The sequence below is a fragment of the Actinomyces massiliensis 4401292 genome (assembly GCF_000269805.1).
GTDB classification, from domain to species: Bacteria; Actinomycetota; Actinomycetes; order Actinomycetales; family Actinomycetaceae; genus Actinomyces; species Actinomyces massiliensis.
Genome location: NZ_JH711481.1, coordinates 1,870,199 through 1,895,730 on the forward strand (window position 1 = coordinate 1,870,199; position 25,532 = coordinate 1,895,730).

Sequence of the window (25,532 nt, forward strand, 5' to 3'; positions counted from 1 at the left end):
ATCGGCCGGCTGGTCACTTCGCCTCGGAGGAACCGGCTACCTGCTCCTCGAAAGCATCGATGTATTCGGTTCGTGAGTCGGCGGCATCACGGTTGTCCCAGGTGACGTGCTTGACCCCGTCCTGCTTGGGCACGCTCTCCCCGATCTTCGCATCGGGCAGCGTCGGGGCGGCGTAGGAGGGGACGTCGGCGTACAGGTCCTGTGCCTCGGTGGACAGCAGCCAGTCCATCATCGCTTTGGCGCCCTCGCCGTTGCGGGCATTGGCGAGCACCGAGACGGCGCCGACCTCATAGCCCGTGCCCTCCTGCGGGTAGGAGAGCGTGAGTGAGGAGTAGCCGGCGTCGATGGCCTTCTGGCAGTCCGAGTCGAGGGCGATCGCCACGGCGGTCTCGCCCCGTCCGGCCTGCTCGGTGCCGGTCGCCGCGGACTTCGAGTACTGCATGATGCTGCCGTTGAGCTGCTTGAAGTAGTCGATGGTCGCCGTCTGGTCGCCGTTGTGCAGCTGTGCCACGGTGTACATCGCCATATAGCCCACACCCGCCGTTGCCGGGTGGGGCATGGCGATGTGGCCCTTGAGGCCGGGATCGAGTAGATCCTCGAAGGACTGCGGCGCCTTGACGCCCAGACGGTCGAGTTCGTCCTGATTCGAGCAGAAGGCGATGGAGTCCGTGTAGAAGCCGGACCAGGTGCCCTTCTCGTCGTTGTACTCCGCGGGCAGGGCGCTCGCGTTCGGGGAGATGTAGTCCTCGATCCATCCCTTGTCGGAGGCCACGAGGTGGTTCTCGGCCTGGCCGCCCATCCAGATGTCGAACTCGCCCGGGTTGGTCTCGAGGCGGGCCAGGACCTCGCCGGCCCCGAGGCGGACGTAGGTGACCGTGGAGCCGGTCTTCTTCTCGTATGCGGACGTGATGGCCTGGCAGAAGTCCTCCTGCTGTGAGCAGGCGACGGTCAGGCTGCCGTTCGCCCCGGCTCCGGAGGAGTCCTCTGCGCCGGGAGGCGCTGAGCAGCCGGAGAGTGCGAGGGCCGAGGCGACGATTGCAGTCAGTGCGGTGGGTGCAGTCAGCATAGAGCGGATGCGCATCTTTGAGCCTTCCAGAAGTGATGACGGATGTGGAAACGCTTTCATTCGGGAGTGTAGCCCTGACCCGTGGGTTCGTCAAAGAAATTCAAAGGAACTGGAGGTCTGCGTGCTCGTGTTGCCCGCAGGAGGCCGTGGAATCGTTCCCATATCAGGATTCGCTTGCGCTGCCGCCGTCGGGGAAGACCTGGCGAGACTGTGTGAAGGCCCGGCGGTGTTGTGGGCGTTGCGGGCGCTGCTCAGGTGCGGGCGCTTTCCGCCGCGATCGGCATCCTGACGTGCTCCCACCCACCTTCCTGGTTTTCTTCAGGGGTGCGGAGCGCATATTGTGGAAGCTCCGGGTCTGAACGATCGGCGCCGACCGGCCGGAGTACCGGAGGCGAGCCCGCCCCACTGGCTCAGAAACGAGGAGCATGATGGCACTATCGGAGCGTGAGCAGCAGGTGCTGCGCGATCTGGAGGAGCAGCTTCATGTCGAGGATCCGTCGTTGGCTCATACCATGGACCGGGCGGAGGTGTCCGCGGGGCGGATCTCCCCGCGTCATGTGGGCATCGGCGTCGCCCTGGTGCTCGTGGGCCTGGCCCTGGTGATCGGGGGCGTCGCGGTGGGCCATTCCGTCGTCTCCATCCTTCTGGGCGTGGCGGGCTTCGGGGTTGCGGTGTGGGGCGTGACTCTGATGTTCACCCGGGTCGATCCTGTCGGCGTTCAGAACTCGCCCCCTCAAGAGCCCCTCGACGGCCGTTCCGCCGGGCCGTCCTTCATGGGTCGTCACTCCGAGCGCGGGGATCGGCGCCGCAATAGAGAGGACTGATCGCCTCCCGATCCGGCCGCGAATCGATCGCGATCTCACTCCCCCCACTTCCCTCCACCCGAGCTCTTCGAGCCCCGTCACCACTCGGTGGCGGGGCTGTTTCGTGCTGTTTTCTCTCGCATTCCCCTCGCGTTCCCCCGCTTTCTTACTGCGTTCCTGGCGGTATGGGTGCGCCTGCGACCGGGAGGCGCCACGCCGGAGTGAGGCTCTGCGCTCAATCTCCTCCACTCCGCTCCACCGCGGAAAACGGCGATTTCATGCCCCTTAGGACGGGAACGTGATGCAGGCGGGGTTCCTGGCGTGGGAGAAAAGGGAGGGAAGTGGAGTACTGTGGGGTGCGTTGGTCCGTCGAGGAGGGGAAGGAGGGATGCCCGATGTTCCTGGGCACCCACGCCCCCCGCCTCGATCAGAAGGGGCGCCTGATCCTCCCGGCCAAGTTCCGCGACGAGCTGGCCGGGGGTGTGGTGCTCACCCGAGGGCAGGAGCATTGCCTCTACGCCTTCACGGCCTCGGAGTTCGAGCGCATGTACGCCCAGCTGCGCGAGGCTCCTCTCGCTCAGAAGCAGGCGCGCGATTACGTGCGCGTCATGCTGTCGGGCGCGGACTCCCAGATTCCGGACAAGCAGGGGCGCATCACGCTGCCGGCCCCATTGCGCGCCTATGCGGGGCTGACCAGAGACCTGGCCGTCATCGGCGCCGGAGCTCGCGTCGAGATTTGGGACGCCGAGGCCTGGCAAGCCTACCTGACTGCGCAGGAACAGGTCTTCGCCGATACCGCCGAGGAGATCATCCCCGGTTTCTTCTGAATCCATCCACCCCGCAGTCACACGCTGCGCAGACAGGCAGACAGACAGAACAACCGACACGACAGACACAACAGGCACAACCGAATAACTGCTGCTGAGCACTACGAACCCGCGGCCCCGTCCCGTGAGGTCTCCGCCCGCCGCAGCGTCCGACGTCTCTTCCCCGGCGCCGGAACACGCGGGAGGAGTCCTGGCAGGACGGAGCCGGGTTCGCTCAGTGGCACGCGTCAGTCTGTGCGCCACCTAGAACGATCGACCAGGAAAAGGACCAGGAACAGGAAGGAGGGATAGTGAACGACACTCGGACAACCGTCAGCAGCGGCCCCTTCGGTCGTGTCGATGAGGCCGATGAGGCGGTACCGGCGGGACGGCCTGTCGCCGAGTCCGATGCCGCGCAGGCGGCCGAGCTTCATACGCCCGTCCTCCTTCGGCAGTGCCTGGATCTACTCGCCCCGGCCCTGGTGGGGCCGAGCGCCCCCGCCCGCCCGATCCTCATCGATTGCACGCTCGGCATGGGCGGGCACAGCGAGGCGGCGCTGGAGCGCTTCGAGAACCTCTCGGTGATCGGGATCGACCGCGATCCCGAGGCGATCGCACTCGCGAGCGCGCGGCTGGCCCGCTTCGGCGAGCGCTTCCGTGCGGTATGCGCCACCTACGACCGTGTCGATTCCCTCGCGTCGGATGCTGCGGAGGCGGCCGGGCGGAGGTCGGGAGTCGTGGACGCGATCCTCATGGATCTCGGCGTGTCCTCCCTTCAGCTCGATCGTGCCGAACGCGGATTCTCGTACTCGCGCAGTGCGCCTTTGGACATGCGCATGGACCAGTCCGGCGGACGCACCGCCCAGGACATCCTCGACACCGCTGATGAGCACGAGCTCGCCCGCATTCTGCGCGTCTACGGCGAGGAGCGCTTCGCCGCACGCATCGCCGCCGGCGTTGTGCGACGGCGTGAGGCGGGCGACCCGGTCCGCTCCACCGATGCGCTGGCGGAGCTGGTGCGCGCCTGCGTGCCGGCCGCCGCACGCCGCACCGGGGGAAACCCGGCCAAACGAACCTTCCAGGCCCTGCGCGTGGCCGTCAACGCCGAGCTCGCGGTCCTTGAACGCGCTGTGCCCCGGGCGCTGAACTCCATACGGGTGGGCGGGCGCATCGTGATCGAGTCGTATCAGAGCCTGGAGGATCGCATCGTCAAGCGGGTCCTCGCCGCAGGATTCTCATCCTCGGCCCCGCAGGAGCTGCCCTTCGTGCCCCAGGACGCCATGCCCTACCTGGAGCCGGCGACCCACGGGGCGCTCAAGGCCGACGACAACGAGCTCGCCGCCAACCCCCGCAGCGCGCCCGTACGACTGCGGGCCGCTACCCGCATCCGCCCCGCCGCCGAGGCTCCTGCGCCGGAGCCCGCACCCAGACCCCGCACCCATCCCGCCAGAAAGCCCGCACAAGGAAGGAGAGGCAGATGAGTACAGCTGCGGCTCGAGTCCGCCGTCCACGTACCGACGACATCGCCCCATCCGGTCGGCGCTCCACGGCGCGCGACCAGGTCAGGCAGGTCAAGGAGCAGCCTCAGCTCCACGTCGTCCGGGGTGTCGCCCCGGCCCGAGCCACCATGCCGTTCCTGCTGGTGGTCGTCGCGATCCTGGTGGGAGCCCTGGCCGCGTCGATGCTCCTGAACGCCAAGATGGCGGACACCGCCTACAAGATGAAGGCGGCGCAGACCGAGCTCAACGTTCTCAACGACCATATCGAGACCGTGCGCTCGGACGTTCAAGAGGCGTCCTCGCCGGACTCACTCGCCTCACGGGCCACCGACATGGGCATGGTCCCGGCGGCCGCCCCCGGCGTTGTCGACCTGTCCAATTCGACCCTGTCCGGCGGCAGCGCCGCTACGGCCGACTCCAAGTAGGGCATCAGTGAACCCCAGTCGCCGACAGGCCCTGCAGGTCATGGGGCTCGCCGGATTCACCGCCCTGGCTGGGCGCACCGCGTGGCTCCAGATGATCTCGGGCCCGGAGCTCGCCGCCACCTCCAAGGCCGAGCGCACCGTCACCTGGGTCAACCGCGCTCCGCGCGGCGACATTCTCGGGCGCGATGGCACGATTCTCGCGTCCTCGGCCGTCTCGTACGACATCGGCGTCAACCAGATCAAGATCGCCCAGTACGAGCGGACCGAGGACCGCATCGACCCGGCCACGGGCGAGGAGTCGAAAGCCGTCGTCGGTCATGGTGCCGCCGCTGCGGCCAAGCAGATGGCCGAGATCCTGGGCGTGGACGCCCAGGATCTCGGAGCCCAGATGGTGGGGGAGCAGCCCTACGCCGTCATCGCCGAGGCCGTTCCGCCGGACACCTGGCGGCAGATCAAGGCGCTGGACATCCCCGGCGTCGAACCCGACCAGCGCACCCGCCGCACCTATCCGGCGGGGACGGTGGCGGGCAATGTGCTCGGCTACACCTATGAGGGGGATGGGCGCGTTCTCATCGGCTCCGCGGGCCTCGAGCTGTCCCAGAACGAGCCCCTCACGGGCGCCGATGGCGAGGGCAGCGTCGAGATCGGCAAGACTGGCGCGATCATCCCCACCGGCGAGCAGGAGGAGACGGAGGCGGTTCCGGGTACCGCCGTGCGCACCACGATCAGCCCGGACCTGCAGGCCATTGCTCAAGAGGCCATCGACGAGGCCGTCAAGGCGCAGGGAGCCGGCTGGGGATGCGTGGTGGTCATGGAGCCCTCCACCGGCAAGCTGCTCGTGCTGGCCGACTCGAATGCGGTCAACCCGGCCGATGTCGAGGCCACTGCCGAGGAGGACCGGACCGCCCGCAGCGTCCAGGCCATCTTCGAACCCGGCAGTGTCGGCAAGGTCATGACCTTCGCGGCCGCGCTGGAGGAGGGCGTCATCACTCCCGAGGACTCCTGGACCGTTCCCTACACGTGGACGGCCGCCAACGGGCAGACCTTCCGGGATTCCCACGAGCACGACGTGCAGCGCCTCACCAGCGCCCAGGTGCTGGCGGAGTCCTCCAACGTGGGCACTGTGCAGATCGGGGAGAAGCTGTCGAGCGACGTGCGCCATTCCTACATCGAGCGCTTCGGATTCGGCAGTCTCACCGGCATCGAGATGCCCGCGGAGTCCGCCGGCATGCTCGGCGCCGCCTCCGACTGGGACGACCGGACCAACTACACCACCATGTTCGGCCAGGGGATCGCCGGGACTGCGCTCCAGTCCGCACAGGTGCTCGCCACCGTCGCCAATAAGGGCGTACGCGTCGCTCCGCGCATCATCGACGCGTGGATCGACTCCAAGGGCAACGAGACGCCTCAGACGCAGCCCGAGGGGGAGCGCGTCATCTCCGAGTCCGCAGCCGCCTCGCTGACGGAGATGCTCATCGGCGTGACTCAGGAGGGGGGCACCGCAGAGGCCGCCTCGATCGACGGCTACCTCGTCGCGGGCAAAACGGGCACCACCGAGATCCTCACCGAGGACGGCACGGTCGCCTCCTTCGTCGGTTTCACGCCGGCGCGCGATCCGGCCATCGCCGTGGCCGTCATCGTCTACCGGCCCCGGGACACCTACGGCGGTACGGTCTCGGCGCCGGTGTTCCGCAAGATCGCGCTCGCCACGATGCACTCCCTGGGCATTGCTCCCGACCCCTCGGTCACCGCGACTCAGGCGGCCGTGCAGGCCGACGCCGATGCCGCCCACGCCGCGGAGGAGGCCGGTGAGGGCCATGGCTAGATGCTCGCCACATCATGGCTGCGCGCCTGCGATTCCCTCGGTGTGGGGGAGTGCACCTCGTGACGGTCTCCTGGGGCGTTACCAGGGCGTAGCCTTCGAACTGCGCGGTCCCCTGCACGTTCCGACGGTGTAAGCCGTCACCTTCCGGCCACGATAGATTGAGGAGCCATGAGCAACCACGCGTACGAGTCGGCCGCCGCGCTGCGTCCGCACCGCAGTGCTCCAGTAGCTGTGAGGGACCTCGCTACTCGCTTCGCGCTGCGCCCCGCCGCCGGAGCCCAGATGCCCGAGGCCTTCGCCTCCGATGGCGTCAGCGTCGATTCCTCGGATGTCCGCCGCGGTGAGCTTTTCGTCGCTCTGCCCGGTTTCACTCGTCACGGCGCGGAGTTCGCGCCCGAGGCGGTCGCGGCCGGCGCAATCGCGGTGGTCACCGATGAGGCCGGGGCGGATATGGTTCGCGCCTCCTGCCCGCAGACGCCCGTGCTGATTGCGGACGACCCGCGTGCCGTGGCCGGTCCCCTGGCGGCCGAGGTCTACCACCATCCCGCCGAACGGCTGACGACCACCGCGGTGACGGGTACCAACGGCAAGACCACGACCTCCTACTTCAACGACGCGATTCTGACGGCTCACCTGGGCGGGTGCATGGTCGCGGGCACGGTGGAGCTGCGGGTGGGCGGACTCGCAATCGAGTCCCCTCGCACCACTGTGGAGGCTCCGGTCCTGCAGCGCATGATGGCTCTGGCCGTGGAGGAGGGCGTGGGAGCCGCCAGCCTGGAGGCATCCAGTCATGCGATCGTCCTGCACCGCCTGGACGGCACGGTCGTGGACGTCGCCGGGTTCACCAATCTGCAGCGCGACCACCTCGACTTCCACAAGACCATGGAGGGCTACCTCGACGCCAAGGCCCAGCTCTTCACCCCCGAGCGCGCCCGGCGCGGCGTCATCTGCGTCGATGATCAGTGGGGGCGCCGGCTCGCCGATCGTATTGAGCGGGCCGGCCTCATACCGGTGGACCGCGTGCGCGCCTACCCGGGCGACGCCTCCGCCGACTGGTGGGTCAGTGACGCCGCCGTGTCCATGACCGACTCCGCCACCACCTTCGTTCTTCACGGCCCGGATGCCGAGCATATTGAGGCGTCATGCCCGCTGCCCGGACTGGTCAACGTCCAGAACGCCGCCCTCTCGCTGGTGATGGCCATGCGTGCGGGCGTCCCCGTCGACACCGCGGTGGCCGCTCTGGCCACCGCCCACAACATCCCCGGGCGCATGCAGCGCATCACCCAGAGAGATGGGGGGCGCGGCACCTGCATCGTTGACTTCGCCCACACGCCCGATGCCATGGAGCTGACTCTCGAAGCGGTCCGTCAGATCACGCCGGGTCGCCTCATCGTCGTCTTCGGCTCCGACGGCGATCGGGACCGGGGCAAACGGCCCATGCTCGGCCGGGTGGCCGCCCGTCTGGCCGACGTCCTGGTGATCACGGACGAGAATCCGCGCAGTGAGGATTCGCAGAAGATCCGCGACGCCATCCTGGAGGGGGTGCGCTCTGTGCGCCCCGATCTGGCCGACGTCGAGGAGATCACCACGTGGCGCGGTGACGCTGTGCGCCGCGGCGTTGAGATATGCGGGCCTCAGGACACCGTCATCGTCACCGGCAAGGGCCATGAGCCCTTCCAGGAGGTCGCCGGAGAATTCATCCGCTACAACGACGCGCCCGTCATGCGGGAAGCCGCCGAGGCGAAGTGGGGACCGGTGACGCCCGCATGATTCCCCGCCCCCTTCCCCAGGTCGCCGCTGCCTGCGGTGCTTCCAGCAGCGCCGATGCTCGTGTCGTCACTCGTGTCGTCACGGATTCCCGTCAGGCGGGTCCGGGCGCCCTGTTCGTGGCCATCGCCGGTGACCGCACCGACGGCCACGCCCATGTCGGCCAGGTCGCCTCCGCCGGGGGCTCGGCCGCCCTGGTGAGCGATCCCGCCACTGCCCGCTCCTCCCTGGCCGCAGCGGGGCATGATCCGGATGGGTTCCCCCTCCTGACCGTGCCCGACACGGTCGAGGCGCTCGGCGAGCTCGCCCGCGCCCATCTGGCCGATATGCGCGAGCGCGCTGCCGCGCGAGGCGACGGGTTCGCGGTCGTGGCCATGACCGGCTCGGTGGGCAAGACCACCACCAAGGATCTCACCCGGCAGCTGCTGGCGGCGCAGGGTCCCACTGTCGCGCCCATCGCCTCTTTCAACAACGAGGTCGGGCTTCCCCTGACCGTGCTGGAGACCGATGAGTCCACCCGGTATCTCGTGCTGGAGATGGGCGCCTCCGGACCCGGGCATATCGACTACCTCACTCGAATCGCCCCGCTGGATGCGGCTGCAGTCCTCATGATCGGTCATGCGCACATGGAGGGATTCGGCTCGATCGACGGCGTGGCGGCCGCCAAGAGTGAGATCGTCTCCGGGCTCGTACCCACCGGAACCGCGGTGCTCAATGCCGACGACGCGCGGGCCGCCGCCATGGCGGGACTCGCCCCCGCCGGCGTCCTGACCTTCTCGGCCGAAGGCGGCCCCGCCGATCTGCGCGCCACCGGTGTGCGGCTGGATGCCGAGGCCCGGGCGGGCTTCGAGCTGCACGCCCCCGGCCTGCACGAGCCCCGGCGTGTGCGATTGGCGCCGGCCGGCGCCCACAACGTCGCCAACGCGCTGGCCGCTGTCGGGCTCGCGATCGCCGCCGGAGTACCGGCCGAGGCCGTTGCTCGGGAGCTGGGGAGCGCCCGCATTGAGAGCCCGCATCGAATGGACGTGCGTGAGGTCCCGTTCGGCGGGGGGAGTCTCCTGCTGATCGACGACTCCTACAACGCCAATATCGACTCCATGACCGCCTCAATGGCCTCCCTGCCCGCTCTGGCGGCCGATCGGCGCCGGGTGGTCGTGGTCTCCGAGATGCTTGAACTGGGGGACTCCTCTGCAGCCGACCACGTTCGCACCGGCGAGCTCGCGGCTCAGGCGGGGGCGGACCTGGTGATCGCCATCGGCTCCGGCACTGCTCCGGCCGCTCGCGCTGCCGCCGAGGCCGGTGTCACGACCATTGAGCTCGCCGATGCCGATGCGGCGCTCTCCCTGCTCGATTCACCCGATTGCCCGCTGCGCCGCGCGGATGCCGTCCTGGTCAAGGGATCTCACGGCTCCGGCGCCTGGCGCATCGCCGACCGCCTTCAGGAGGGCGTCAAGGAAATGGACGCACGATGACCGCGATCTTCGTCGCCGCCGCTGTCGGCATGCTCGTGACTCTGCTCGGCACCCCCTTGCTGATTCGATTCCTCCATCGGCGCCAGTACGGCCAGTTCATCCGCGAGGACGGACCGCAGGGCCACTTCACCAAGCGCGGTACTCCCACCATGGGCGGGCTGGTCATCATCCTGGCCACCGTGCTCGGCTATGCGACCGCCAACCTCATCGAGCTGCGCCCGCCCCGCGCGAGCGGGGTCCTGCTGCTGTTCCTCATCGTGGGCCTGGGCCTGATCGGGTTCCTGGATGATTTCGAGAAGATCTCCAAGGAGCGCTCACTGGGCCTGCGCGCCTGGCAGAAAATGCTGGGGCAGGCGTTCATCGGCATTACCTTCGCCGTGGTGGCGCTGTTCTTCGCGGACCGCAGTGGGCTCACGCCGGCCTCCACCCGCATCTCCTTCGCGCGCGACACGAATCTCGACCTGGCCTTCGCCGGGACGGCGGTGGGTCTGATCCTTTTCATCCTGTGGGCGAACTTCCTGATCACCGCCTGGTCGAATGCCGTCAACCTCACTGATGGACTCGATGGGCTGGCGGCCGGCTCCTCGGCCATGGTCTTCGCCGCCTACACCCTCATCGGCGTGTGGCAGACGAATCAATCCTGCCAGTACAGGCATCACGACGTCGTGGCCACGTTGTGCTACCAGGTTCGCGATCCGCGCGATCTGGCCATGATCGCCGCGGCCCTCATGGGCGCCTGCTTCGGCTTCCTGTGGTGGAACGCCTCTCCGGCCAAGATCTTCATGGGCGACACCGGTTCGCTGGCCCTGGGCGGGGCGCTGGCCGGCCTGTCGATCCTGAGCCGTACGGAGTTCCTCGCCGTCATCCTCGGCGGGCTCTTCCTCGCCGAGGTGCTCAGCGACGTCATCCAGGTGGCGTCCTTCAAATCGACGGGCAGGCGCGTCTTCCGCATGGCGCCGCTGCACCACCACTTCGAGCTCGGCGGCTGGACCGAGGTCAACGTCGTCATCCGCTTCTGGATCGTGGCCGGGGTCTGCGTCGTCGCGGGTCTGGGCCTGTTCTACGCCGAGTACCTCGTCGTGTTCTGAGCGCCTTGTGAGCGCTCTGATCTGCTAGCCGCCACGAGCACCTGCGAATATGGCAGCAGATCGCAACACATCGCAGTACATTGCATCAGTGCACCATCAGGATCGAGACCACCAGTGACCACCGACGACGCCATCACGCTTGAGGAACTCGCCGGGGCGCGCGTCGGCGTCGTCGGCGCGGGCCGTACCGGACTCGCCGTCATCGAGGCGCTGGCCGACCTCGGCGCGCGCATTCATCTGTTCGACTCCCGTCAGGATGCGGCCGACTCCGTGTCGGCGCCGCTGGAGCGGGTCACCCTCGGCGATGACGGTGCTCAGGCCGATGCCCTGGGTGAGGATCGGCCCGATGTGCTCGTCGTCTCCCCAGGGGTGCCCGCGACTGGGCCGTTCCTGACCCGCGCTCGTCAGGAGGGCATCCGGGTGTGGAGCGAGATCGAACTCGCCTGGCGCCTGCAGCGGGCCACCCGGCCGGCGGTGCCCTGGATCGTCGTCACGGGAACTGATGGCAAGACCACCACGGTCGGCATGCTCTCGGCCATCCTGAGTGCGGCCGGACTCGACGCGCCGGCCGTGGGGAACATCGGATCGCCCACCATCACCACCGTCCTGGAGGGGCGGGCCGATGTCATGGCCGTCGAACTGTCCAGCTTCCAGCTTCACACCACCCGGACGCTCAGTCCGCTGGCTGCGGCCTGTCTCAACCTCGCTCCCGATCACCTCGACTGGCACGGGGGGCTTGCGGCCTACGGTGCGGACAAGGCGCGCATTTATGCGCGGACTCGGCGTGCGGCCGTGTACAACACCGCCGATGCCGCGACCCGGGCCATGGTCGAGCAGGCCGACGTGGCCGAGGGCTGCCTGGCCGTCGGCTTCACCCTGGCGGCTCCTGTCCTGGGGCAGGTGGGGATGGTCGAAGACCTCATGGTCGATCGCGCTCTGAATCCCGAGCGCCGCAGTGCCGGCCTGGAGCTGGCCTGCCTGGCCGATCTCGCCCACCTGGCCCCCGGCGCCGAGGCCGAGCGGCTTCCCGCCCATGTGGTGGCCGACGCCCTGGCCGCTGCCGCCCTGGCTCTGGCCCATGACTCCGTCGCCTCCGACCCCGGAGCGATCGCCCGCGGTCTGCGTGCTTTCGCCCCCGGCGCCCACCGCCTTGTCACTGTGGCCCAGGGCGGGGGCGTGACCTGGATCGACGACTCCAAGGCCACCAACCCGCACTCCGCCGAAGCTGCTCTGGCGTCTCTGCCGGCGGGCACCGGCGTATGGATCCTCGGGGGCGACACCAAGGGCGCCTCCTTCGACGACCTGGTGCGGGCGGTGCGCCCGGCTCTGCGCGGTGTCGTCGTCATCGGCAGGGATCAGAGGGACGTGCTGGCCGCGCTGCGTGCTCAGGCTCCGGATCTGGCGGTCACCCGGATCCCCGACGGCGATGGGCACTCGGTCATGAGCGGCGCCGTCGCGGCCGCCGCCGCCATGGCGCGGCCCGGCGATACCGTCATGCTCGCGCCCGCGTGCGCCTCGTGGGATCAGTTCAGTTCCTATGCCCAGCGGGGGGATCTTTTCGCGGCCTCGGCGCGTGCCCTGATCCAGAGCCGGGAGACGCCGTGATGGCGCGCTCGCGCAACCGGTCCCGCAGCAGCGGTGCGTCCCGTGCGTCCCGCACCGGTGGCCGGCGCCCCGAGCGCGACCGCAAGAAGCCGTCTGCACTGCCTTCGGCGGGTGCGCCGCCGGAGCCGCGCGCTGGCTCTCGGAAGCCGGCCGCCGAGAGCCCGGACCCTCCTGCCGCACCTTCTAGAGCCTCTGCATCCTCCACATCTCCAGCTGTTTCTACAGCTTCTACAGCTTCTGCGGCTTCTACGTCTCCAGCATCTTCAGCATCTCCAGCATCGACGACGGCAGCGGTTCCGGCGTCCCGTGGGGTGCGTGCCTGGTGGCGGCGGCTGATGGGCGCCGATGGGCCCAGACCGGGCGAGCCCGCCACACTCACGTACTACGCCCTGCTCCTGGCGACCCTGTTCCTGCTCCTGTTCGGCCTGGTCATGGTCTTCTCTGTCCAATCGGTGACCGTTGCCGCTCAGGGCCAGGACGCCTTCACCGAGTTCGCGAAATACCTCATCTTCGCGGTCGTCGGTCTGGCGGGCATGGCAGCCATCGCCCACGCCTCGGTCCGCTTCCTGAAGCGGATGGCGATACCGACCCTGATCATCGCCAGCCTCGGGCAGATGCTCGTCTATGTTCCTGGCGTGGGCAGCTGCGTGGGCGGCAACTGCAACTGGGTCCTCATCCCAGGCATCGGCACGATTCAGCCCTCGGAGTTCATCAAGCTCGCCCTGTGCCTCTATCTGGGGGTCATGATCACCACCCGGCAGGAGGTCTTTCTGCCGGCAGTCGATACGTGGCGCAAGTTCAGGAGCCTGGCCGGATGGATCTTCGGGCCGGTGGTGCTGTCGGTGATCCTGGTCCTGGGAGGCGGTGATCTCGGCACCGTCGTCGTCCTGGCGCTGCTGGTGGCCGGGGCACTGTGGATGGGGGGACTGGGCTGGCGCTGGTTCGCAGCACTCGGCGGGCTCGGGCTGGGCGGTTTCGCTCTGCTGTCGGCGCTGTCGGCCAATCGGCGCGCCCGCATCATCGCCTGGTGGCATCCCGACGGTGCGGATCCGCTCGATGTCGGTTACCAGCCCAAGCACGGACGCTGGGCATTGGGCACCGGCAGCTGGTGGGGCGTGGGCCCGGGGTCATCGCGTCAGAAGTGGGGCTACCTGACTCAGGCCGACTCCGATTACATCTTCGCCGTTCTGGGCGAGGAGTTCGGCTTGATCGGCACGATCATCGTCATGGCCCTGTTCGCCATCATCGGATGGTGCTGCATGCGCATCATGCGTCGTTCCCGTTCCCTGTACGTCTCGGTGGTCACCGGCGGTCTCCTGGCCTGGATCGTCGGGCAGGCCCTGATCAACATGAGTGTCGTGGTCGGCCTGCTGCCCGTGCTCGGCGTGCCCCTGCCGCTGATCTCCAAGGGCGGCTCCGCCCTGGTGTCGGTGCTCCTGGCCGTCGGCGTGCTGCTCGCCCTGGCCCGTAATGAACCTGGCGCGCCGGAGGCCCTGCGCGCCAGCGGCGCGGCCGTGCGCCGTACTCTGGCCGTCATCGCCCCCCGCAGGAGGAACCGTGCCTGACACACATCCCACCGGTGCGCCCGAAGGCGCCCCCTCGCAGTCGGCGCGCTCTCCGTTGCGCGTGCTGCTCGCGGGAGGCGGCACCGCCGGACACGTCAACCCGCTGTTGGCCACGGCGGCCGCTCTGCGCGATCCCGCAACCGGCGGGGACGAGCGCGCCGAGCTCCTGGTGCTGGGCACCAAGGAGGGTCTGGAGGACCGCCTCGTGCCCGAGGCCGGCTATGACCTCGCCTATGTGCCCAGGGTCCCCATGCCGCGACGCCCCACAGGCGATCTCTTCCTGCTCCCGCGCCGATTGCAGAAGGCCGTCATCGCCTCCAGAGAGGCCATTGAGCGCGTTGGCGCGCAGGTGGTCGTCGGCTTCGGGGGCTTCGTGTCCACACCGGCGTACCTGGCCGCCCGACAGGCGGGGGTGCCCGTCGTCATTCACGAGCAGAACGCCCGGCCCGGTTTGGCCAACCGGCTGGGCGCCGGATGGGCGGCGGCCGTCGCCCTGACCTTCGCCTCGACGCGTCTGAAGGCGTCCAAGGGCCGTACTGAGGTCACCGGCCTGCCCCTGCGGCCCGCCATTGGCGCTCTGGTGGCCGAGCGGGCCGATGCCGATGGGGCCGCTCGGGCGCGCGGCCGGGGCGCGGCGGCTCTCGGCCTGGATCCTCAGGCGCCGACCCTTCTCATCACCGGTGGTTCCTTGGGCGCCCAGCATCTCAATGAGGTCATCGCCTCCTCTCTCGGACGCCTGCCTTCCGATCTCCAGATCCTTCACCTGACCGGGCGGGACAAGGATGCGCCCGTGCGCGCCGCCCTGGAGCGGGCCGTCGCCGAGGGAGCCGCCGCCCCCGACATGGCGGATCGGTATCATGTGATGGACTACCTCTCCGCCATGGAGCAGGCGTACGCGTGTGCTGACGGTGTGATCTGCCGCTCCGGTGCGGGCACTGTGGCCGAGCTGACCGCTCTGGGGCTGCCCGCTCTCTATGTGCCGCTGCCCATCGGCAATGGCGAGCAGCGGCTCAACGCCGCCGACTGCGTCGCCGCTGGTGGGGGCCGTCTGGTTCCCGACGGCGATCTCGCCGCTGACGACATCGTGTCGTTCACCGATCTGCTGGCGGACCCCGAGGCCCGGGTCGCGGCCGCCGAGGCTGCGGCCTCCACCGGAGTGCGCGACGCTGCGGCGCGTCTGGCGGCGCTGATCCGCTCGGTCGCCGCCGAGCCGACCGCCGGTGCGGGGTCCGTGGCGGCTCCTGATGCTGAAGGGCTTGAGAGCCCTGAATCCGCTGGCGATCCCGCAGACCAGGAGGTCAAGTGATGAGCATGTCCGGGGCGACTGACCTGAACGGGCGCGCCTTCCACCTCATCGGTGTCGGCGGTGCCGGCATGAGCGTGCTCGCCCAGCTCCTGGCCGAGCGCGGTGCCACCGTGACCGGCTCGGACGCTGCCGGTGGCGATGCCTTCGACCACCTGCGCGGCCTGGGCCTGACAGTGGCGCTGGGGCACGACGCCGCCCACGTGCCTGCCGGAGCCACGGTCGTGGTCTCGACCGCCATCAAGGAGGACAACCCCGAGCTCGCCGCTGCCCGTGAGCGGGGCCAGGAGGTCATCCACCGGTCCCAGGCGCTCGCCCTGGCGGCTCGAGGACGCGACTTCGTGGCCGTGGCCGGGGCCCACGGCAAGACGACCACCTCCGGCATGCTCGCTCAGGCCCTGTCGGTCGCGGGGGAGGACCCCTCCTTCGCCGTCGGCGGAGTCGTGCGCGATCTGGGGGCGGGCGCCCGCCTCGGCGGCGGCCGCGCTTTCGTGGCCGAGGCCGATGAGTCCGACCGCTCCTTCCTCAACTACGAGCCCTATCTGGCGGTCGTGACCAACGTCGAGCCCGATCATCTCGACAACTACGGCACGACCGAGGCCTTCGAGCGGGCCTTCCTCGACTTCGCATGCAATCTCCGGACCGGCGGCAGGCTCATCGTCTGTGCTGACGACCCCGGCGGCCTGCGTCTGGCTCGTGCCGCAGTCGCCAAGGGCATACCTGTGACGACCTACGGCACCGTCGATGCCGGCCTGGGAGCCGAGGGGCGGCTCATCGATGATGCTCACGTGCGTGTGGAGATCATCGAGCGCCGCGCCGGGGGTACCAGTGCGCTGCTGACCATGTGGCGTGATGAGACGACGGGCCCCGGCCCGGTGCGCCCCGGGGACTGCACGGTCACCGGACCGATCGCTCTGGAGCTCGCCCTGCCGGGCGATCACATCGTCCTGGATGCCGCTGCCGCCTGGGCGGCCGGGATCGAACTGGGTGTGGAGCCCGAGGCCATGGCCCGCGCTCTGGGCGCCTTCGGCGGGACCGGACGTCGTTTCGAGGAGCGCGGCGAGGTCGCCGGGGTGCGCGTCATCGACGATTACGCCCATCACCCCACCGAGATCGAGGCACTGCTGACCGCCGCCCGCGAGGTGGCCGATGCTCGCTCGGGTCGTGTCCTGGCGCTGTTCCAGCCGCACTTGTTCTCTCGAACCCGCGCCTTCGCCGACCGTTTCGGCGCCGCCCTGGACAACGCCGATCTCGTCGTCGTGACCTCCATCTACCCTGCGCGCGAGACCCAGGAGGACTTCCCCGACGTCACCGGCGCGACCGTCGCCGACCGGATCGAGGGGGCGCGCGCCCAGTACATAGCCGACCATGTTGAGGCCGCACATGCCCTGGCCGACGCGGCCCGGCCCGGTGATGTCCTGCTGACCATCGGCGCCGGCGACGTGACCAGGCTCGGGCCTGTCATCCTCGAGCGGCTCGAGCAGGTCGGACGGCCCGGCGTCTCCCAGGGCGATTCCGCGCAATGATGAGGAAGCCGAGGGCGCCGCGTCCCGAGGTGCCCGATGATTCGCAGGACGCGCCCGACGCCTCTGGGACGGAGAAGGGCTCACCGGGCTCGCTGGGCTCCTCAAGCTCCTCGGGCTCCTCGGGCTCAGCGAGCAGGGGGCGCGAGCTTGTCGCTCGGCCCGCCTCCCAAGGGCGGGGCGGGGGCTCGTTGGATGTCTTCGGTCGCCGCACCTCGACGCCTGCGCGTGCGGATCGGCGCGATCGTGTGGTCTCGACCGGTCTGACCGATCGACTCGCGGAGCGGCGTCGCGCCGATCGCGCTCTGCTCGTGCGCCGCCTGGCGGGTCTGCTGGCCATCGGAGCGGGTGTGTCTGCGCTGGTGTGGATCCTCGTCTTCTCGCCTCTGCTCGCCCTGCGAACTGCTGACATCACGGTCTCCGGCTCCGATGGGAGCGTGGATGCCGCGGCTGTGCAGGAGGCGCTCGCCGGCCATGCGGGGACCTCCTTGGTCCGCCTGGATGTCACTGCGCTCGGCGACGAGGTCACCGATGACCTCGTCCGCGTGAAGTCCGCAGCCGTGACCCGTTCGTGGCCCCATGGGCTCGCCGTGGCGCTGACCATGCGGGTGCCGGTCGCGCAGCATCGCACCGATGCGGGCTACGAGGTTCTCGATGGCGAGGCCGTCGTTCTGGAGACCACCGAGCAGCCGCAATCGGGTCTGGCCGAGGTCACGGCCGACGAGGGCGCTGCTCTGACGCAGGAGCAGGTCGGTGCCGTGGCTGAGGCCGTGGGGAGCCTGGACTCCTCGGTCCGGCCGCAGGTGGCCTCGGGCAGCGCGACGACCACTGGACAGGTGACCCTCGTCCTATCCTCGGGCGCCCATGTCGTGTGGGGGGACAGCACCGATTCGGATCTCAAGGCCGAGGTCCTCAAGGTGCTGCTGCAGCAATCGGCCTCGACCTATGACGTCTCGAGCCCGCACAGCCCGACGACATCGTGAGGCGGATCTGACGGTTGGAGTGGACGCGGGCGTGTCTCAGCGGCGCCGATGTTTTCGCGGCGGTTACAGAGGGTGCAGCGGTTTCAGGGGATGCGATGCTCGCGTGGGAAAACACGCCGAGCTCAAATGCGACGACGGCGCCCGGGCGCCCCATAGCGTTGCCCTTGTCATCGCCAGAATGACATAAGTATAAACCTTAACTTGAGGTTGAGGGTTGAGGGGAGTCCCACGGGGCTCGGCACGAACTCGCGGAGGCAGACAGTGGCGGAATCGCAGCACTACCAGGCAGTCATCAAGGTGGTGGGCGTCGGCGGCGGCGGCGTCAACGCCGTCAACCGCATGATCGAGGCCGGACTGCGCGGCGTCGAGTTCATCGCCGTCAACACCGATGCTCAGGCACTGCTCATGTCGGATGCCGACACCAAGCTCGACATCGGTCGGGACCTGACCCGGGGGCTCGGCGCCGGAGCCGATCCCTCCATCGGCCGCAAGGCGGCGGAGGACCACGAGGAGGACATTCGTGAGGCTCTCGAGGGAGCCGACATGGTCTTCGTCACTGCTGGTGAGGGCGGCGGTACCGGCACGGGGGCGGCGCCCGTCGTCGCCAGGGTCGCCCGTGACCTGGGTGCGCTGACCATCGGTGTGGTCACCCGGCCCTTCATCTTCGAGGGGCGCCGTCGCGCGGCCCAGGCGGAGGACGGTGTCGCCAATCTACGTGCCGAGGTCGACACCCTCATCGTCATCCCCAATGACCGCCTCCTCCAGATCGCCGACCGGAATATCAGCGTCGTTGACGCTTTCAAGCAGGCGGACCAGGTTCTCCTCCAAGGTGTTCAGGGCATCACCGAGCTCATCACCACCCCGGGCCTGATCAACGTCGACTTCAACGACGTCAAGTCGGTCATGCAGGATGCGGGAAGCGCGCTCATGGGCATCGGCTCGGCCGCCGGCGAGGGACGCGCCCTGGCCGCCACCGAGCAGGCCATCGCCTCCCCGCTGCTCGAGTCCTCCATTGAGGGTGCCCACGGCGTCCTGCTGTTCTTCCAGGGCGGATCCGATCTCGGTCTGTTCGAGATCTCCGAGGCGGCCAACCTGGTGCGCGAGGCTGTTCACCCCGAGGCCAACATCATCTTCGGCAATGTCGTCGATGGCGCCCTGGGCGATGAGGTGCGCGTGACCGTCATCGCCGCCGGTTTCGATGAGGAGCCCATACCCGGTGGAAAGGCTCAGCCGGTCTCCAATCTGGCCAAGGCGGCGGCATCGGTCACTCCGACCACCCCGGCTTCGGCGCCCTCGGCGGGCTCCGCATCCGTTTTCGCCTCGCGCGGAGGCGCCCATGCTGCGGAGAACCCCGTCGTCCGGCCCGTGGTGCGCCCTGCGCTGCCGGTCAACAACAGGCAGACGCCGCCTCCGGTTCCGCCGGCGGAGAGCACCAACGAGGTTCCCGCCTACGTCGATGACTCGCTCCCCGAGGCCCGGCCCGAGCTCGAGGTCCCCCGTGTCATCGGTGTGGACGCCGAGAAGGACGAGATCGATCTGCCCGACTTCCTGCGCTGAGTCCATGAGTTCCATCGACCTCCTGGAGGTCGCTCTCGGACCTTGCGCGCGCGGGTGCTTCACCACTCGTGGCGCGCAGGAGGCGCGGTCGGGGGCCGATTCCTACGCCGGTCTCAATCTCGCCGTTCATGTCGGGGACGAGCCCGAGCGCGTGGCGCGCAATCGGCGTCGCCTTGCCGAGGCGCTGGAGCTCGCCGATGACGACATCGCCTGGATGAACCAGGTTCACTCCACCGTGGTGGCCACGGCGCAGCGCGGCGGGCATCCCACCGCGGATGCCCTCGTGCTGGAGGGCGAGGACCCGGGCGCCCCGCGCGCTGTGGGAGTCCTCGTCGCGGATTGCGTACCACTGCTGCTCGCCACGAGTGATGGCGCCCTTGTGGCAGCTGTTCATGCGGGCCGGCGCGGCATGCTCGACGGTGTCGTCGCCGAGTCGCTGGCGGTGTTCGCTTCCCGCGGAGCCCGTTCCGACGATATCTGGGCCGCGATCGGCCCCTCGGTGTGCGGCGGCTGCTACGAGGTCCCCGAGGAGATGCGCACTGCGGCGGCCGCCATTGAACCCGAGTGCGCCGCCACGACGCGCTGGGGTGCGCCCGGGATCGATGTCGCTGCGGGGGTGCGCGCTCAGTTGAGGCGGGCGGGGGTCGGCCATGTCGCCGGCGGTTCATGGTGCACGGCGGAGGACCGGCGCTTCTACTCCTACCGGCGCGATGGCGTTACCGGCCGCATCGCGGGGATCGCCGTCGCTCGGCCTCGCCGAGCCGTCACCGAAGCGTGACTCGCCCGGCGTCGCCGTACTGGGACACGCCGCGATGAATGATCAGCCGCTCTCCTAAACGCCGATACCGTCAGCATGTCCGGCCTGCTCAGGGACCGGACGGAGAAGGAGCACACGATGAGCGCGCTGCGCAAGATGACGAACTTCCTCGGTTACTCCGAGCCCGTCGAGGACGCTTTTGAGGGCGGCTATGAGGCCGAGGTCGCCTATGACGATGAGTACGCGCCGGCCGAAGAGGCGTATGAGGAGCCCTACGACCACGCTTATGAGGAGGCCGAGGCTCCTGAACCGGTGGCCGCTCCGGATCTTCGCCGCATCGTCACCGTCCACCCCTCCACCTACAACGAGGCGCGGGTCATCGGCGAGTCCTTCCGCGACGGTGTGCCGGTGATCGTCAACCTCACCAACATGAGCGAATCCGACGCCCGTCGCATGGTCGACTTCTCCGCCGGCCTGGTCTTCGGCCTGCATGGTGCTATCGAGCGGGTCACGCCGCGGGTCTTCCTGCTGACGCCCGCGTCGGTCGATATCGACGGGGGCGCCATCGCCGCTGAGGCGAACGGCCGTTTCTTCAACCAGAGTTGACGGGGAGTACGACGGTGATCGCTGCCATCGCCTCGATCGTCTCGAACCTGCTCAACCTCTACATGCTGGTTCTGCTCGTGCGCGTCGTGATCGACTGGGTGCAGCTGTTCGCCCGGGACTGGCGTCCCGCCGGCCTCGTGCTCGTGCTGGCCAACTTGGTCTACGGGCTCACCGATCCGCCGTTGAAGTGGTTGCGCCGCGTGATCCCGGGAATGCGCCTGGGTGGATCTGGCGGATTCGGCGGATTCGGCATCGATCTCAGTTTCCTGGTCCTGGTCGTCGGCATCATGGTCCTTCAGCGTCTGCTGGCACTCTTGCGCTGACAGCGTTCGGACACCCGCCGAATACCCGCCGACCGGCCGTGACACGCTCCTCGTCCGGCTACTCCAAGAGCGGAGTTATGGGCGGTAGACCGCATGAATCAGGCGCATCGATATCGCACCGTGACGTGAGTCGGCGCATCCAAAGTGGCCTGAACCTCGAGTTCAGGTACTCTATCCATATGAGTGACCGGTTGAACCGGTGACCGTGACATCTTCCGTAACGACACCGAGGTGACGACCATGACGCTGCTGACGGCAGACGACGTCCTCAACAAGAAGTTCCAGGCGACCAAGTTCCGCGAGGGCTACGAGCAGGACGAGGTCGACGAGTTCCTCGACGAGGTCGTTGAGGCGATGCGCCAGCTGGAGGCTGAGAATGCGGACCTCAAGGCCAAGCTCGAGGCTGCCAACCGGCGTGTGGCCGAGCTCGGCGACACGGCCGCGCGCGGGATCTCGGAGACCACCGTTGTGGAGCCGGTTGTGCAGCAACAGCAGGAGGCCCCGGTCGCTCCGGTCGCCCCGGTGATGGCGCCGCCCGTGTTCCACCAGGGCGCTGCCGGCGGAGGGGGCGAGGAGCCCACCGCCGCCTCCGGCATGCTCGAGCTGGCTCAGCGCTTGCACGACGAGCACGTCGCGAATGGTCGTGCTGAGGGCGAACGCATTATCGGCGAGGCTCGCGCCACCGGCGAGCAGATCGTCCGCGAGGCCGAGGACCAGCGCAACCGCACCCTGGCTCAGCTCGAGAAGGAGCGCTCAGGCCTGGAGCACAAGATCGACGAGCTGCGCCGCTTCGAGTCCGATTACCGCACTCGTCTCAAGAGCTATCTGCAGGGGCTTCTGTCCAACGTCGAGGACGGCGAGGAGGCCACCGCCGCAGGTTTGTGAGCCCGGCCGCTCGAGACACGCCCGACAGCGTGCTCGTGGGCGGGCGCTCACCGTCGATCGAGGGCGGTGACCTTTCGGGTCGCCGCCCTCGATTTAGGCTGCCCATCGACTTGAGGAACCATGAGTCAGACGCCTGAATCCCCGTCCGCCGGCGGCCCTGCGCAGCGTGGACCCGATGCCCATAGCGATGTCATGCGCGGGCGCCCCGCCCAGGGGGCGGCGAAGATGCGCCTGCGCGCGCCGAGCCGCCCGTTCCTCGTCCTGTGGTGTCTCGCAGTGGGGGTCGTCGTCGTCGATCAGCTGACGAAGGCATGGGCGGTCACTGCGCTGGCCGATTCGCAACGGATCGATCTGCTGGGGAGCTGGCTGGGATTCGTGCTCGTTCGCAATCCCGGTGCTGCGTTCTCCTTCGCCACGGGCCAAACCTGGATCTTCACCGCGGTGGCCCTGGTCGTCATCGTGATCGTGCTCCGGGTGTCGCGGCGACTGGGCTCCATGTGGTGGGCCACGACACTCGGACTCGTGCTGGGCGGTGCCGTCGGCAACCTCATTGATCGACTCGCCCGGGAGCCCGGGCTCTTTCGCGGCCATGTCGTCGACTTCATCGACTACGGGGGCATGTTCGTCGGGAATGTCGCCGACATCGCCATCGTGGGCGCGGCTGCGGCCATCATGGCCCTGTCTGCGGCTGGGCTTGAGCTCGATGGCACGCGGGCGGGTCACCACAGTGCGAGTGATGAGCAGCCAGTGATGGCAGAGGAAGCCGAGAAGGCCGATGCCATGGGCGAGGGCGAGCATCGTGACCGCCCGGTCCCTGACGTTCCCGAGCCCTCCGAGCTCCCCGCATTCGCCGAGAACGGGACGTCGGGCGATCCGGAGCGAGAGGACGACGGCGGAACGAGAGGCGGGGCGGCCGAGAGCGAACAGCCGTGAAGACAGCGAAGACAGTAACGACAGCAGCGACGACAGCGATGACGGCGACCACGGTGAGTCCGCGACTGCTGCCGGTGCCTGACGGGCTGGCGGGGGAGCGGGTGGACGTCGCTCTGTCCCGGATGACGGGGCTGTCGCGCTCGAAGGTGGGCGACATGTGCTCACTGGGCGCCGTCCGGCTTGATGGAGTGCCGGTCGGCAAGTCCGATCGGGTGACTGCGGGCGCCATGATCGAGGTGGACCTGCCTGCGCCCCAACCCGCCGAGCCCGTGCCCACGCCGGTGGAGGGCATGGAGCTGCTTTACGAGGATGAGGACATCGTTGTTGTCGACAAGCCCGCTGGTGTGGCCGCTCATCCCACGATGGGCTGGGAGGGACCCGATGTGCTCGGCGCCCTCAAGGCGATGCGGGTGCCGGTGGCGACCTCGGGCGCGGCCGAGCGTCAGGGCATCGTCTCGCGCCTGGACGTGGGCACATCCGGAGTCATGATCGTGGCCAAGGGGGAGCGGGCCTACTCGGCGCTCAAGCATGCTTTCCGCGATCACGCGGTCGACAAGGTCTACCATGCGCTGGTCCAGGGGCATCTCGATCCCTTATCGGGCACGATCGACGCCCCCATTGGTCGGCACCCGGGGCGCGAGTGGAAGATGGCGATCATCGACGGCGGGCGCGAGTCGATCACCCACTACGACGTCATGGAGGCCATGCCCGGCGCCTGCCTGGCGCAGGTCCATCTGGAGACGGGGCGCACTCACCAGATCCGGGTGCACATGGCGGCGGTCGGGCACCCCTGTGTGGGCGATGAGACCTACGGGGCGGATCCCGCCCTGACCAGGCGAACAGGTCTGGCGCGTCAGTGGCTCCATGCTCGTGAGCTCGGCATCACCCACCCGATCACAGGGGAGTGGATGACCTTCCGCTCCGATTATCCGGATGACCTCGCCGACGCGCTCGATGTCTTGCGGATATCTTGACGCGCCGGCGGACTTGTTCGGGAAGCCGCGTGAGAGTCGTGAGGGCACTGCCTCTGCTGACCCGGTTGACCCGGTTGACTCAGCAACTCATCGAGGACCGCTTCACACACGATTGACTTGGGGGACCGATGCCCTTGTCCGCCGCGCAACCGGGGTTCCCCGAGCTGCTGATCGCGCCCCTGCACGCCGCCGTCGAGCCCTGCCGGTTCGAGACCTGTGCGGGCGATGCTGTGGATTCTGCTGCGCAGTCCACCCGTGCCGGTATCGCCGATGTCCGGCTGGAGGTCTTCGTCATCGAGCAGGGCGTGCCCTTCAGCCTGGAGATAGACGCTCGCGATGACCTGGCCACCACGATCCACGTGTTGGCCCGCGGGGCGGATGACGCGCCGCTGGCGGCCGGACGCCTTCTCATCGACCCCGTGCGTCCGGGTGTGGTCCACCTGGGACGGCTGGCCGTGCGACGCGCCTGCCGCGGCACCGGCCTGGGGGCCAGGATGGTCTCCGCGCTTGAGGACGCGGCTTGGCGGGCTGCGGCGGCCCGGGATGACGGTGCTGCTGTCACGGTCATCCTCTCCGCCCAGGAGCAGGCCATGGGCTTCTACGAGCGCTGCGGTTACACCGCCGTCACCGGAGAGTCCTACCTGGATGCCGGAATCCCCCATCAGGACATGGCTCGTGTCGTCAGCCGTTGAGGGAGGGTATACGAACCGGTGCACCGGTCCTGCGTCACCGACGATTGTGATCATCGGTGCGGGAGGCATCGGCGGATGGTTGGGTACGCGCCTGGTCGATGCCGGGGCGCGCGTCGCCTTCCTCGTGCACGGACGCACCCTTGAGGCTCTGAATACCAGCGGCATCCGACTCGTTCGCGATGACGGGGTGGATGGTGCGATGAGCGGCGCACCCGGCCGCGGGCCCCGGCGCACGGTCCTGGCCGAGATCACCGAGCCCATCGCCCATGAGGATCCTGGTGAGCTGCTGAGGACGTTGGGAGGGCCGCCCGACCTCGTCATCGTGACCACCAAGGTCGATGCCGTGGCGGGCCTCCTGCCCGCCATCAGGACCCTGACCGGTCCGGCCACGGGCGTGGTCACTGTTCAGAACGGCATTGGGGCGCCCGGAATCATCGCCGACGCCGTGGGGGCCGAGCACGTCATGCCCGGTGTCGCCCGCGTCTACACCCGCATCGAGCAGCGCGGCACGATTCTGCTGATGGCGCCGACCGAGTCCTTCATGACGGGGGAGTGGGACGATTCCGCCTCTCCCCGAACGACCGCGCTGGTGGAGGCGCTCAACGCCTCCGGGGTTCATGCGGAGGTCCCCGACTCCATCCAGACCGAGCTGTGGCGCAAGGCCGCCTTCGTGGTGCCTCAAGGCGGGCTCGGCGCAGCCGTCGATGCCGCCATGGGCGAGCTGCGCACCAACCTGCGCGATGCCTATGCCGCGGCGGTGGGGGAGGTCGTCGCGGTGGCCGAGGCTTTGGGCCACCGAATGGCGACTCCTCGCACCCCGGATCTGGTTGCCGCCGTGCTGGCCATGGCGGATCGGCAGCCGCCCGGCGCCACCACGTCCATGCAGCGCGACCTGGCCGCGGGCGTGCCCAGTGAGCTGGATGCGCAGGTTGGCGCCATTGCACGTGCAGGTGATCAGGCGGGTGTGCCGACCCCCATCTTCGACGTCATCGCTGCCGTTCTGGCCCCGCGGGAGGCCGTGGCGCGCGGCCGGTGCGGGTTGGACGGGGCGTGGACGCCGAACCCCTAGGATGGA

At 68.9% G+C, this 25,532-nt stretch carries 23 protein-coding genes; 22 read left to right on the forward strand and 1 reads right to left on the reverse strand.

Going from position 1 to position 25,532, the window contains the following annotated elements:
• Positions 1-13: 13 nt before the first annotated feature.
• Positions 14-1,081 carry an ABC transporter substrate-binding protein gene (locus W5W_RS0107975; protein ID WP_017195031.1) on the reverse strand — a complete coding sequence of 356 codons (1,068 nt, stop codon included), beginning with the start codon at positions 1,079-1,081 and terminating at the stop codon, positions 14-16.
• 413 nt (positions 1,082-1,494) lie between these two features.
• On the opposite strand from W5W_RS0107975, the gene W5W_RS0107980 reads away from it, so the two are divergent.
• The 22 genes from W5W_RS0107980 (at position 1,495) to W5W_RS0108085 (ending at position 25,526) form a co-directional block, all read left to right on the forward strand.
• Positions 1,495-1,890: a DUF3040 domain-containing protein gene (locus tag W5W_RS0107980; RefSeq protein WP_017195032.1), complete on the forward strand. Its 396-nt coding sequence runs from the start codon at positions 1,495-1,497 to the stop codon at positions 1,888-1,890.
• Between the two features lie 374 nt (positions 1,891-2,264).
• Entirely contained in the window at positions 2,265-2,696 is a 432-nt protein-coding gene (gene mraZ, locus W5W_RS0107985; protein WP_008731574.1) for a division/cell wall cluster transcriptional repressor MraZ, read from the forward strand.
• Positions 2,697-2,986: 290 nt separating this feature from the next.
• The gene (gene rsmH, locus W5W_RS0107990) at positions 2,987-4,156 is read left to right on the forward strand and encodes a 16S rRNA (cytosine(1402)-N(4))-methyltransferase RsmH (RefSeq protein WP_017195033.1); all 1,170 of its coding nucleotides are present in this window, start codon (positions 2,987-2,989) and stop codon (positions 4,154-4,156) included.
• Positions 4,153-4,599, forward strand: coding sequence for a cell division protein FtsL (gene ftsL, locus W5W_RS0107995; protein WP_008731599.1), 447 nt, complete (start codon positions 4,153-4,155; stop codon positions 4,597-4,599). The genes rsmH and ftsL overlap by 4 nt, the downstream gene beginning before the upstream one ends.
• 7 nt (positions 4,600-4,606) lie before the next feature.
• The gene (locus W5W_RS0108000) at positions 4,607-6,424 is read left to right on the forward strand and encodes a peptidoglycan D,D-transpeptidase FtsI family protein (RefSeq protein WP_029574172.1); all 1,818 of its coding nucleotides are present in this window, start codon (positions 4,607-4,609) and stop codon (positions 6,422-6,424) included.
• Between the two features lie 168 nt (positions 6,425-6,592).
• A complete protein-coding gene (locus W5W_RS0108005) occupies positions 6,593-8,194 on the forward strand; it encodes a UDP-N-acetylmuramoyl-L-alanyl-D-glutamate--2,6-diaminopimelate ligase (RefSeq protein ID WP_017195035.1) in 1,602 nt (533 codons plus the stop codon).
• Positions 8,170-9,663 carry a UDP-N-acetylmuramoyl-tripeptide--D-alanyl-D-alanine ligase gene (locus tag W5W_RS0108010; RefSeq protein ID WP_029574190.1) on the forward strand — a complete coding sequence of 498 codons (1,494 nt, stop codon included), beginning with the start codon at positions 8,170-8,172 and terminating at the stop codon, positions 9,661-9,663. The genes W5W_RS0108005 and W5W_RS0108010 overlap by 25 nt, the downstream gene beginning before the upstream one ends.
• Complete coding sequence (mraY, locus tag W5W_RS0108015) at positions 9,660-10,751, forward strand: phospho-N-acetylmuramoyl-pentapeptide-transferase (RefSeq protein ID WP_008731551.1); 1,092 nt, start codon at positions 9,660-9,662, stop codon at positions 10,749-10,751. The genes W5W_RS0108010 and mraY overlap by 4 nt, the downstream gene beginning before the upstream one ends.
• Positions 10,752-10,865: 114 nt before the next feature.
• Complete coding sequence (gene murD, locus W5W_RS0108020; RefSeq protein WP_017195037.1) at positions 10,866-12,356, forward strand: UDP-N-acetylmuramoyl-L-alanine--D-glutamate ligase; 1,491 nt, start codon at positions 10,866-10,868, stop codon at positions 12,354-12,356.
• A gap of 335 nt (positions 12,357-12,691) precedes the next feature.
• Positions 12,692-13,921 (forward strand): peptidoglycan glycosyltransferase FtsW, encoded by a 1,230-nt coding sequence (locus tag W5W_RS0108025; RefSeq protein ID WP_017195038.1) that lies wholly within the window; start codon positions 12,692-12,694, stop codon positions 13,919-13,921.
• Positions 13,914-15,227 (forward strand): UDP-N-acetylglucosamine--N-acetylmuramyl-(pentapeptide) pyrophosphoryl-undecaprenol N-acetylglucosamine transferase, encoded by a 1,314-nt coding sequence (locus tag W5W_RS0108030; RefSeq protein WP_008731499.1) that lies wholly within the window; start codon positions 13,914-13,916, stop codon positions 15,225-15,227. Before W5W_RS0108025 ends, W5W_RS0108030 begins: the two co-directional genes overlap by 8 nt.
• Positions 15,227-16,750 (forward strand): UDP-N-acetylmuramate--L-alanine ligase, encoded by a 1,524-nt coding sequence (gene murC, locus W5W_RS0108035; RefSeq protein ID WP_017195039.1) that lies wholly within the window; start codon positions 15,227-15,229, stop codon positions 16,748-16,750. Before W5W_RS0108030 ends, murC begins: the two co-directional genes overlap by 1 nt.
• The gene (locus W5W_RS0108040) at positions 16,750-17,730 is read left to right on the forward strand and encodes a cell division protein FtsQ/DivIB (protein WP_238533289.1); all 981 of its coding nucleotides are present in this window, start codon (positions 16,750-16,752) and stop codon (positions 17,728-17,730) included. Before murC ends, W5W_RS0108040 begins: the two co-directional genes overlap by 1 nt.
• 261 nt (positions 17,731-17,991) lie before the next feature.
• A complete protein-coding gene (gene ftsZ, locus W5W_RS0108045; RefSeq protein WP_017195041.1) occupies positions 17,992-19,287 on the forward strand; it encodes a cell division protein FtsZ in 1,296 nt (431 codons plus the stop codon).
• A 4-nt stretch (positions 19,288-19,291) separates the two neighbouring features.
• Positions 19,292-20,065 (forward strand): peptidoglycan editing factor PgeF, encoded by a 774-nt coding sequence (gene pgeF, locus W5W_RS0108050; RefSeq protein WP_017195042.1) that lies wholly within the window; start codon positions 19,292-19,294, stop codon positions 20,063-20,065.
• Positions 20,066-20,182: 117 nt separating this feature from the next.
• Positions 20,183-20,650, forward strand: coding sequence for a cell division protein SepF (locus W5W_RS0108055; RefSeq protein WP_008731592.1), 468 nt, complete (start codon positions 20,183-20,185; stop codon positions 20,648-20,650).
• 14 nt (positions 20,651-20,664) lie between these two features.
• Positions 20,665-20,973, forward strand: a complete 309-nt coding sequence (locus W5W_RS0108060) for a YggT family protein (protein ID WP_017195044.1) — start codon at positions 20,665-20,667, stop codon at positions 20,971-20,973.
• A gap of 240 nt (positions 20,974-21,213) precedes the next feature.
• Positions 21,214-21,858, forward strand: coding sequence for a DivIVA domain-containing protein (locus W5W_RS0108065; RefSeq protein WP_029574175.1), 645 nt, complete (start codon positions 21,214-21,216; stop codon positions 21,856-21,858).
• Between the two features lie 120 nt (positions 21,859-21,978).
• Positions 21,979-22,791, forward strand: a complete 813-nt coding sequence (gene lspA, locus W5W_RS0108070) for a signal peptidase II (RefSeq protein WP_017195045.1) — start codon at positions 21,979-21,981, stop codon at positions 22,789-22,791.
• Positions 22,792-22,844: 53 nt separating this feature from the next.
• Positions 22,845-23,765, forward strand: a complete 921-nt coding sequence (locus W5W_RS0108075) for an RluA family pseudouridine synthase (RefSeq protein ID WP_029574176.1) — start codon at positions 22,845-22,847, stop codon at positions 23,763-23,765.
• Between the two features lie 128 nt (positions 23,766-23,893).
• Positions 23,894-24,457: a GNAT family N-acetyltransferase gene (locus W5W_RS0108080; protein ID WP_017195047.1), complete on the forward strand. Its 564-nt coding sequence runs from the start codon at positions 23,894-23,896 to the stop codon at positions 24,455-24,457.
• The gene (locus W5W_RS0108085; protein ID WP_029574177.1) at positions 24,441-25,526 is read left to right on the forward strand and encodes a ketopantoate reductase family protein; all 1,086 of its coding nucleotides are present in this window, start codon (positions 24,441-24,443) and stop codon (positions 25,524-25,526) included. Before W5W_RS0108080 ends, W5W_RS0108085 begins: the two co-directional genes overlap by 17 nt.
• Positions 25,527-25,532 lie beyond the last annotated feature (6 nt).

Excerpts from the sequence above, each read along its gene's own strand:
- W5W_RS0107975 (WP_017195031.1), bottom strand. The coding sequence starts at position 1,081 with ATGCGCATCCGCTCTATGCTGACTGCACCCACCGCACTGACTGCAATC.
- W5W_RS0107980 (WP_017195032.1), top strand. The coding sequence starts at position 1,495 with ATGGCACTATCGGAGCGTGAGCAGCAGGTGCTGCGCGATCTGGAGGAG.
- mraZ (WP_008731574.1), top strand. The coding sequence starts at position 2,265 with ATGTTCCTGGGCACCCACGCCCCCCGCCTCGATCAGAAGGGGCGCCTG.
- ftsL (WP_008731599.1), top strand. The coding sequence starts at position 4,153 with ATGAGTACAGCTGCGGCTCGAGTCCGCCGTCCACGTACCGACGACATC.
- W5W_RS0108005 (WP_017195035.1), top strand. The coding sequence starts at position 6,593 with ATGAGCAACCACGCGTACGAGTCGGCCGCCGCGCTGCGTCCGCACCGC.
- mraY (WP_008731551.1), top strand. The coding sequence starts at position 9,660 with ATGACCGCGATCTTCGTCGCCGCCGCTGTCGGCATGCTCGTGACTCTG.
- W5W_RS0108025 (WP_017195038.1), top strand. The coding sequence starts at position 12,692 with ATGGGCGCCGATGGGCCCAGACCGGGCGAGCCCGCCACACTCACGTAC.
- murC (WP_017195039.1), top strand. The coding sequence starts at position 15,227 with ATGAGCATGTCCGGGGCGACTGACCTGAACGGGCGCGCCTTCCACCTC.
- W5W_RS0108040 (WP_238533289.1), top strand. The coding sequence starts at position 16,750 with ATGAGGAAGCCGAGGGCGCCGCGTCCCGAGGTGCCCGATGATTCGCAG.
- pgeF (WP_017195042.1), top strand. The coding sequence starts at position 19,292 with ATGAGTTCCATCGACCTCCTGGAGGTCGCTCTCGGACCTTGCGCGCGC.
- W5W_RS0108055 (WP_008731592.1), top strand. The coding sequence starts at position 20,183 with ATGAGCGCGCTGCGCAAGATGACGAACTTCCTCGGTTACTCCGAGCCC.
- W5W_RS0108065 (WP_029574175.1), top strand. The coding sequence starts at position 21,214 with ATGACGCTGCTGACGGCAGACGACGTCCTCAACAAGAAGTTCCAGGCG.
- lspA (WP_017195045.1), top strand. The coding sequence starts at position 21,979 with ATGAGTCAGACGCCTGAATCCCCGTCCGCCGGCGGCCCTGCGCAGCGT.
- W5W_RS0108080 (WP_017195047.1), top strand. The coding sequence starts at position 23,894 with ATGCCCTTGTCCGCCGCGCAACCGGGGTTCCCCGAGCTGCTGATCGCG.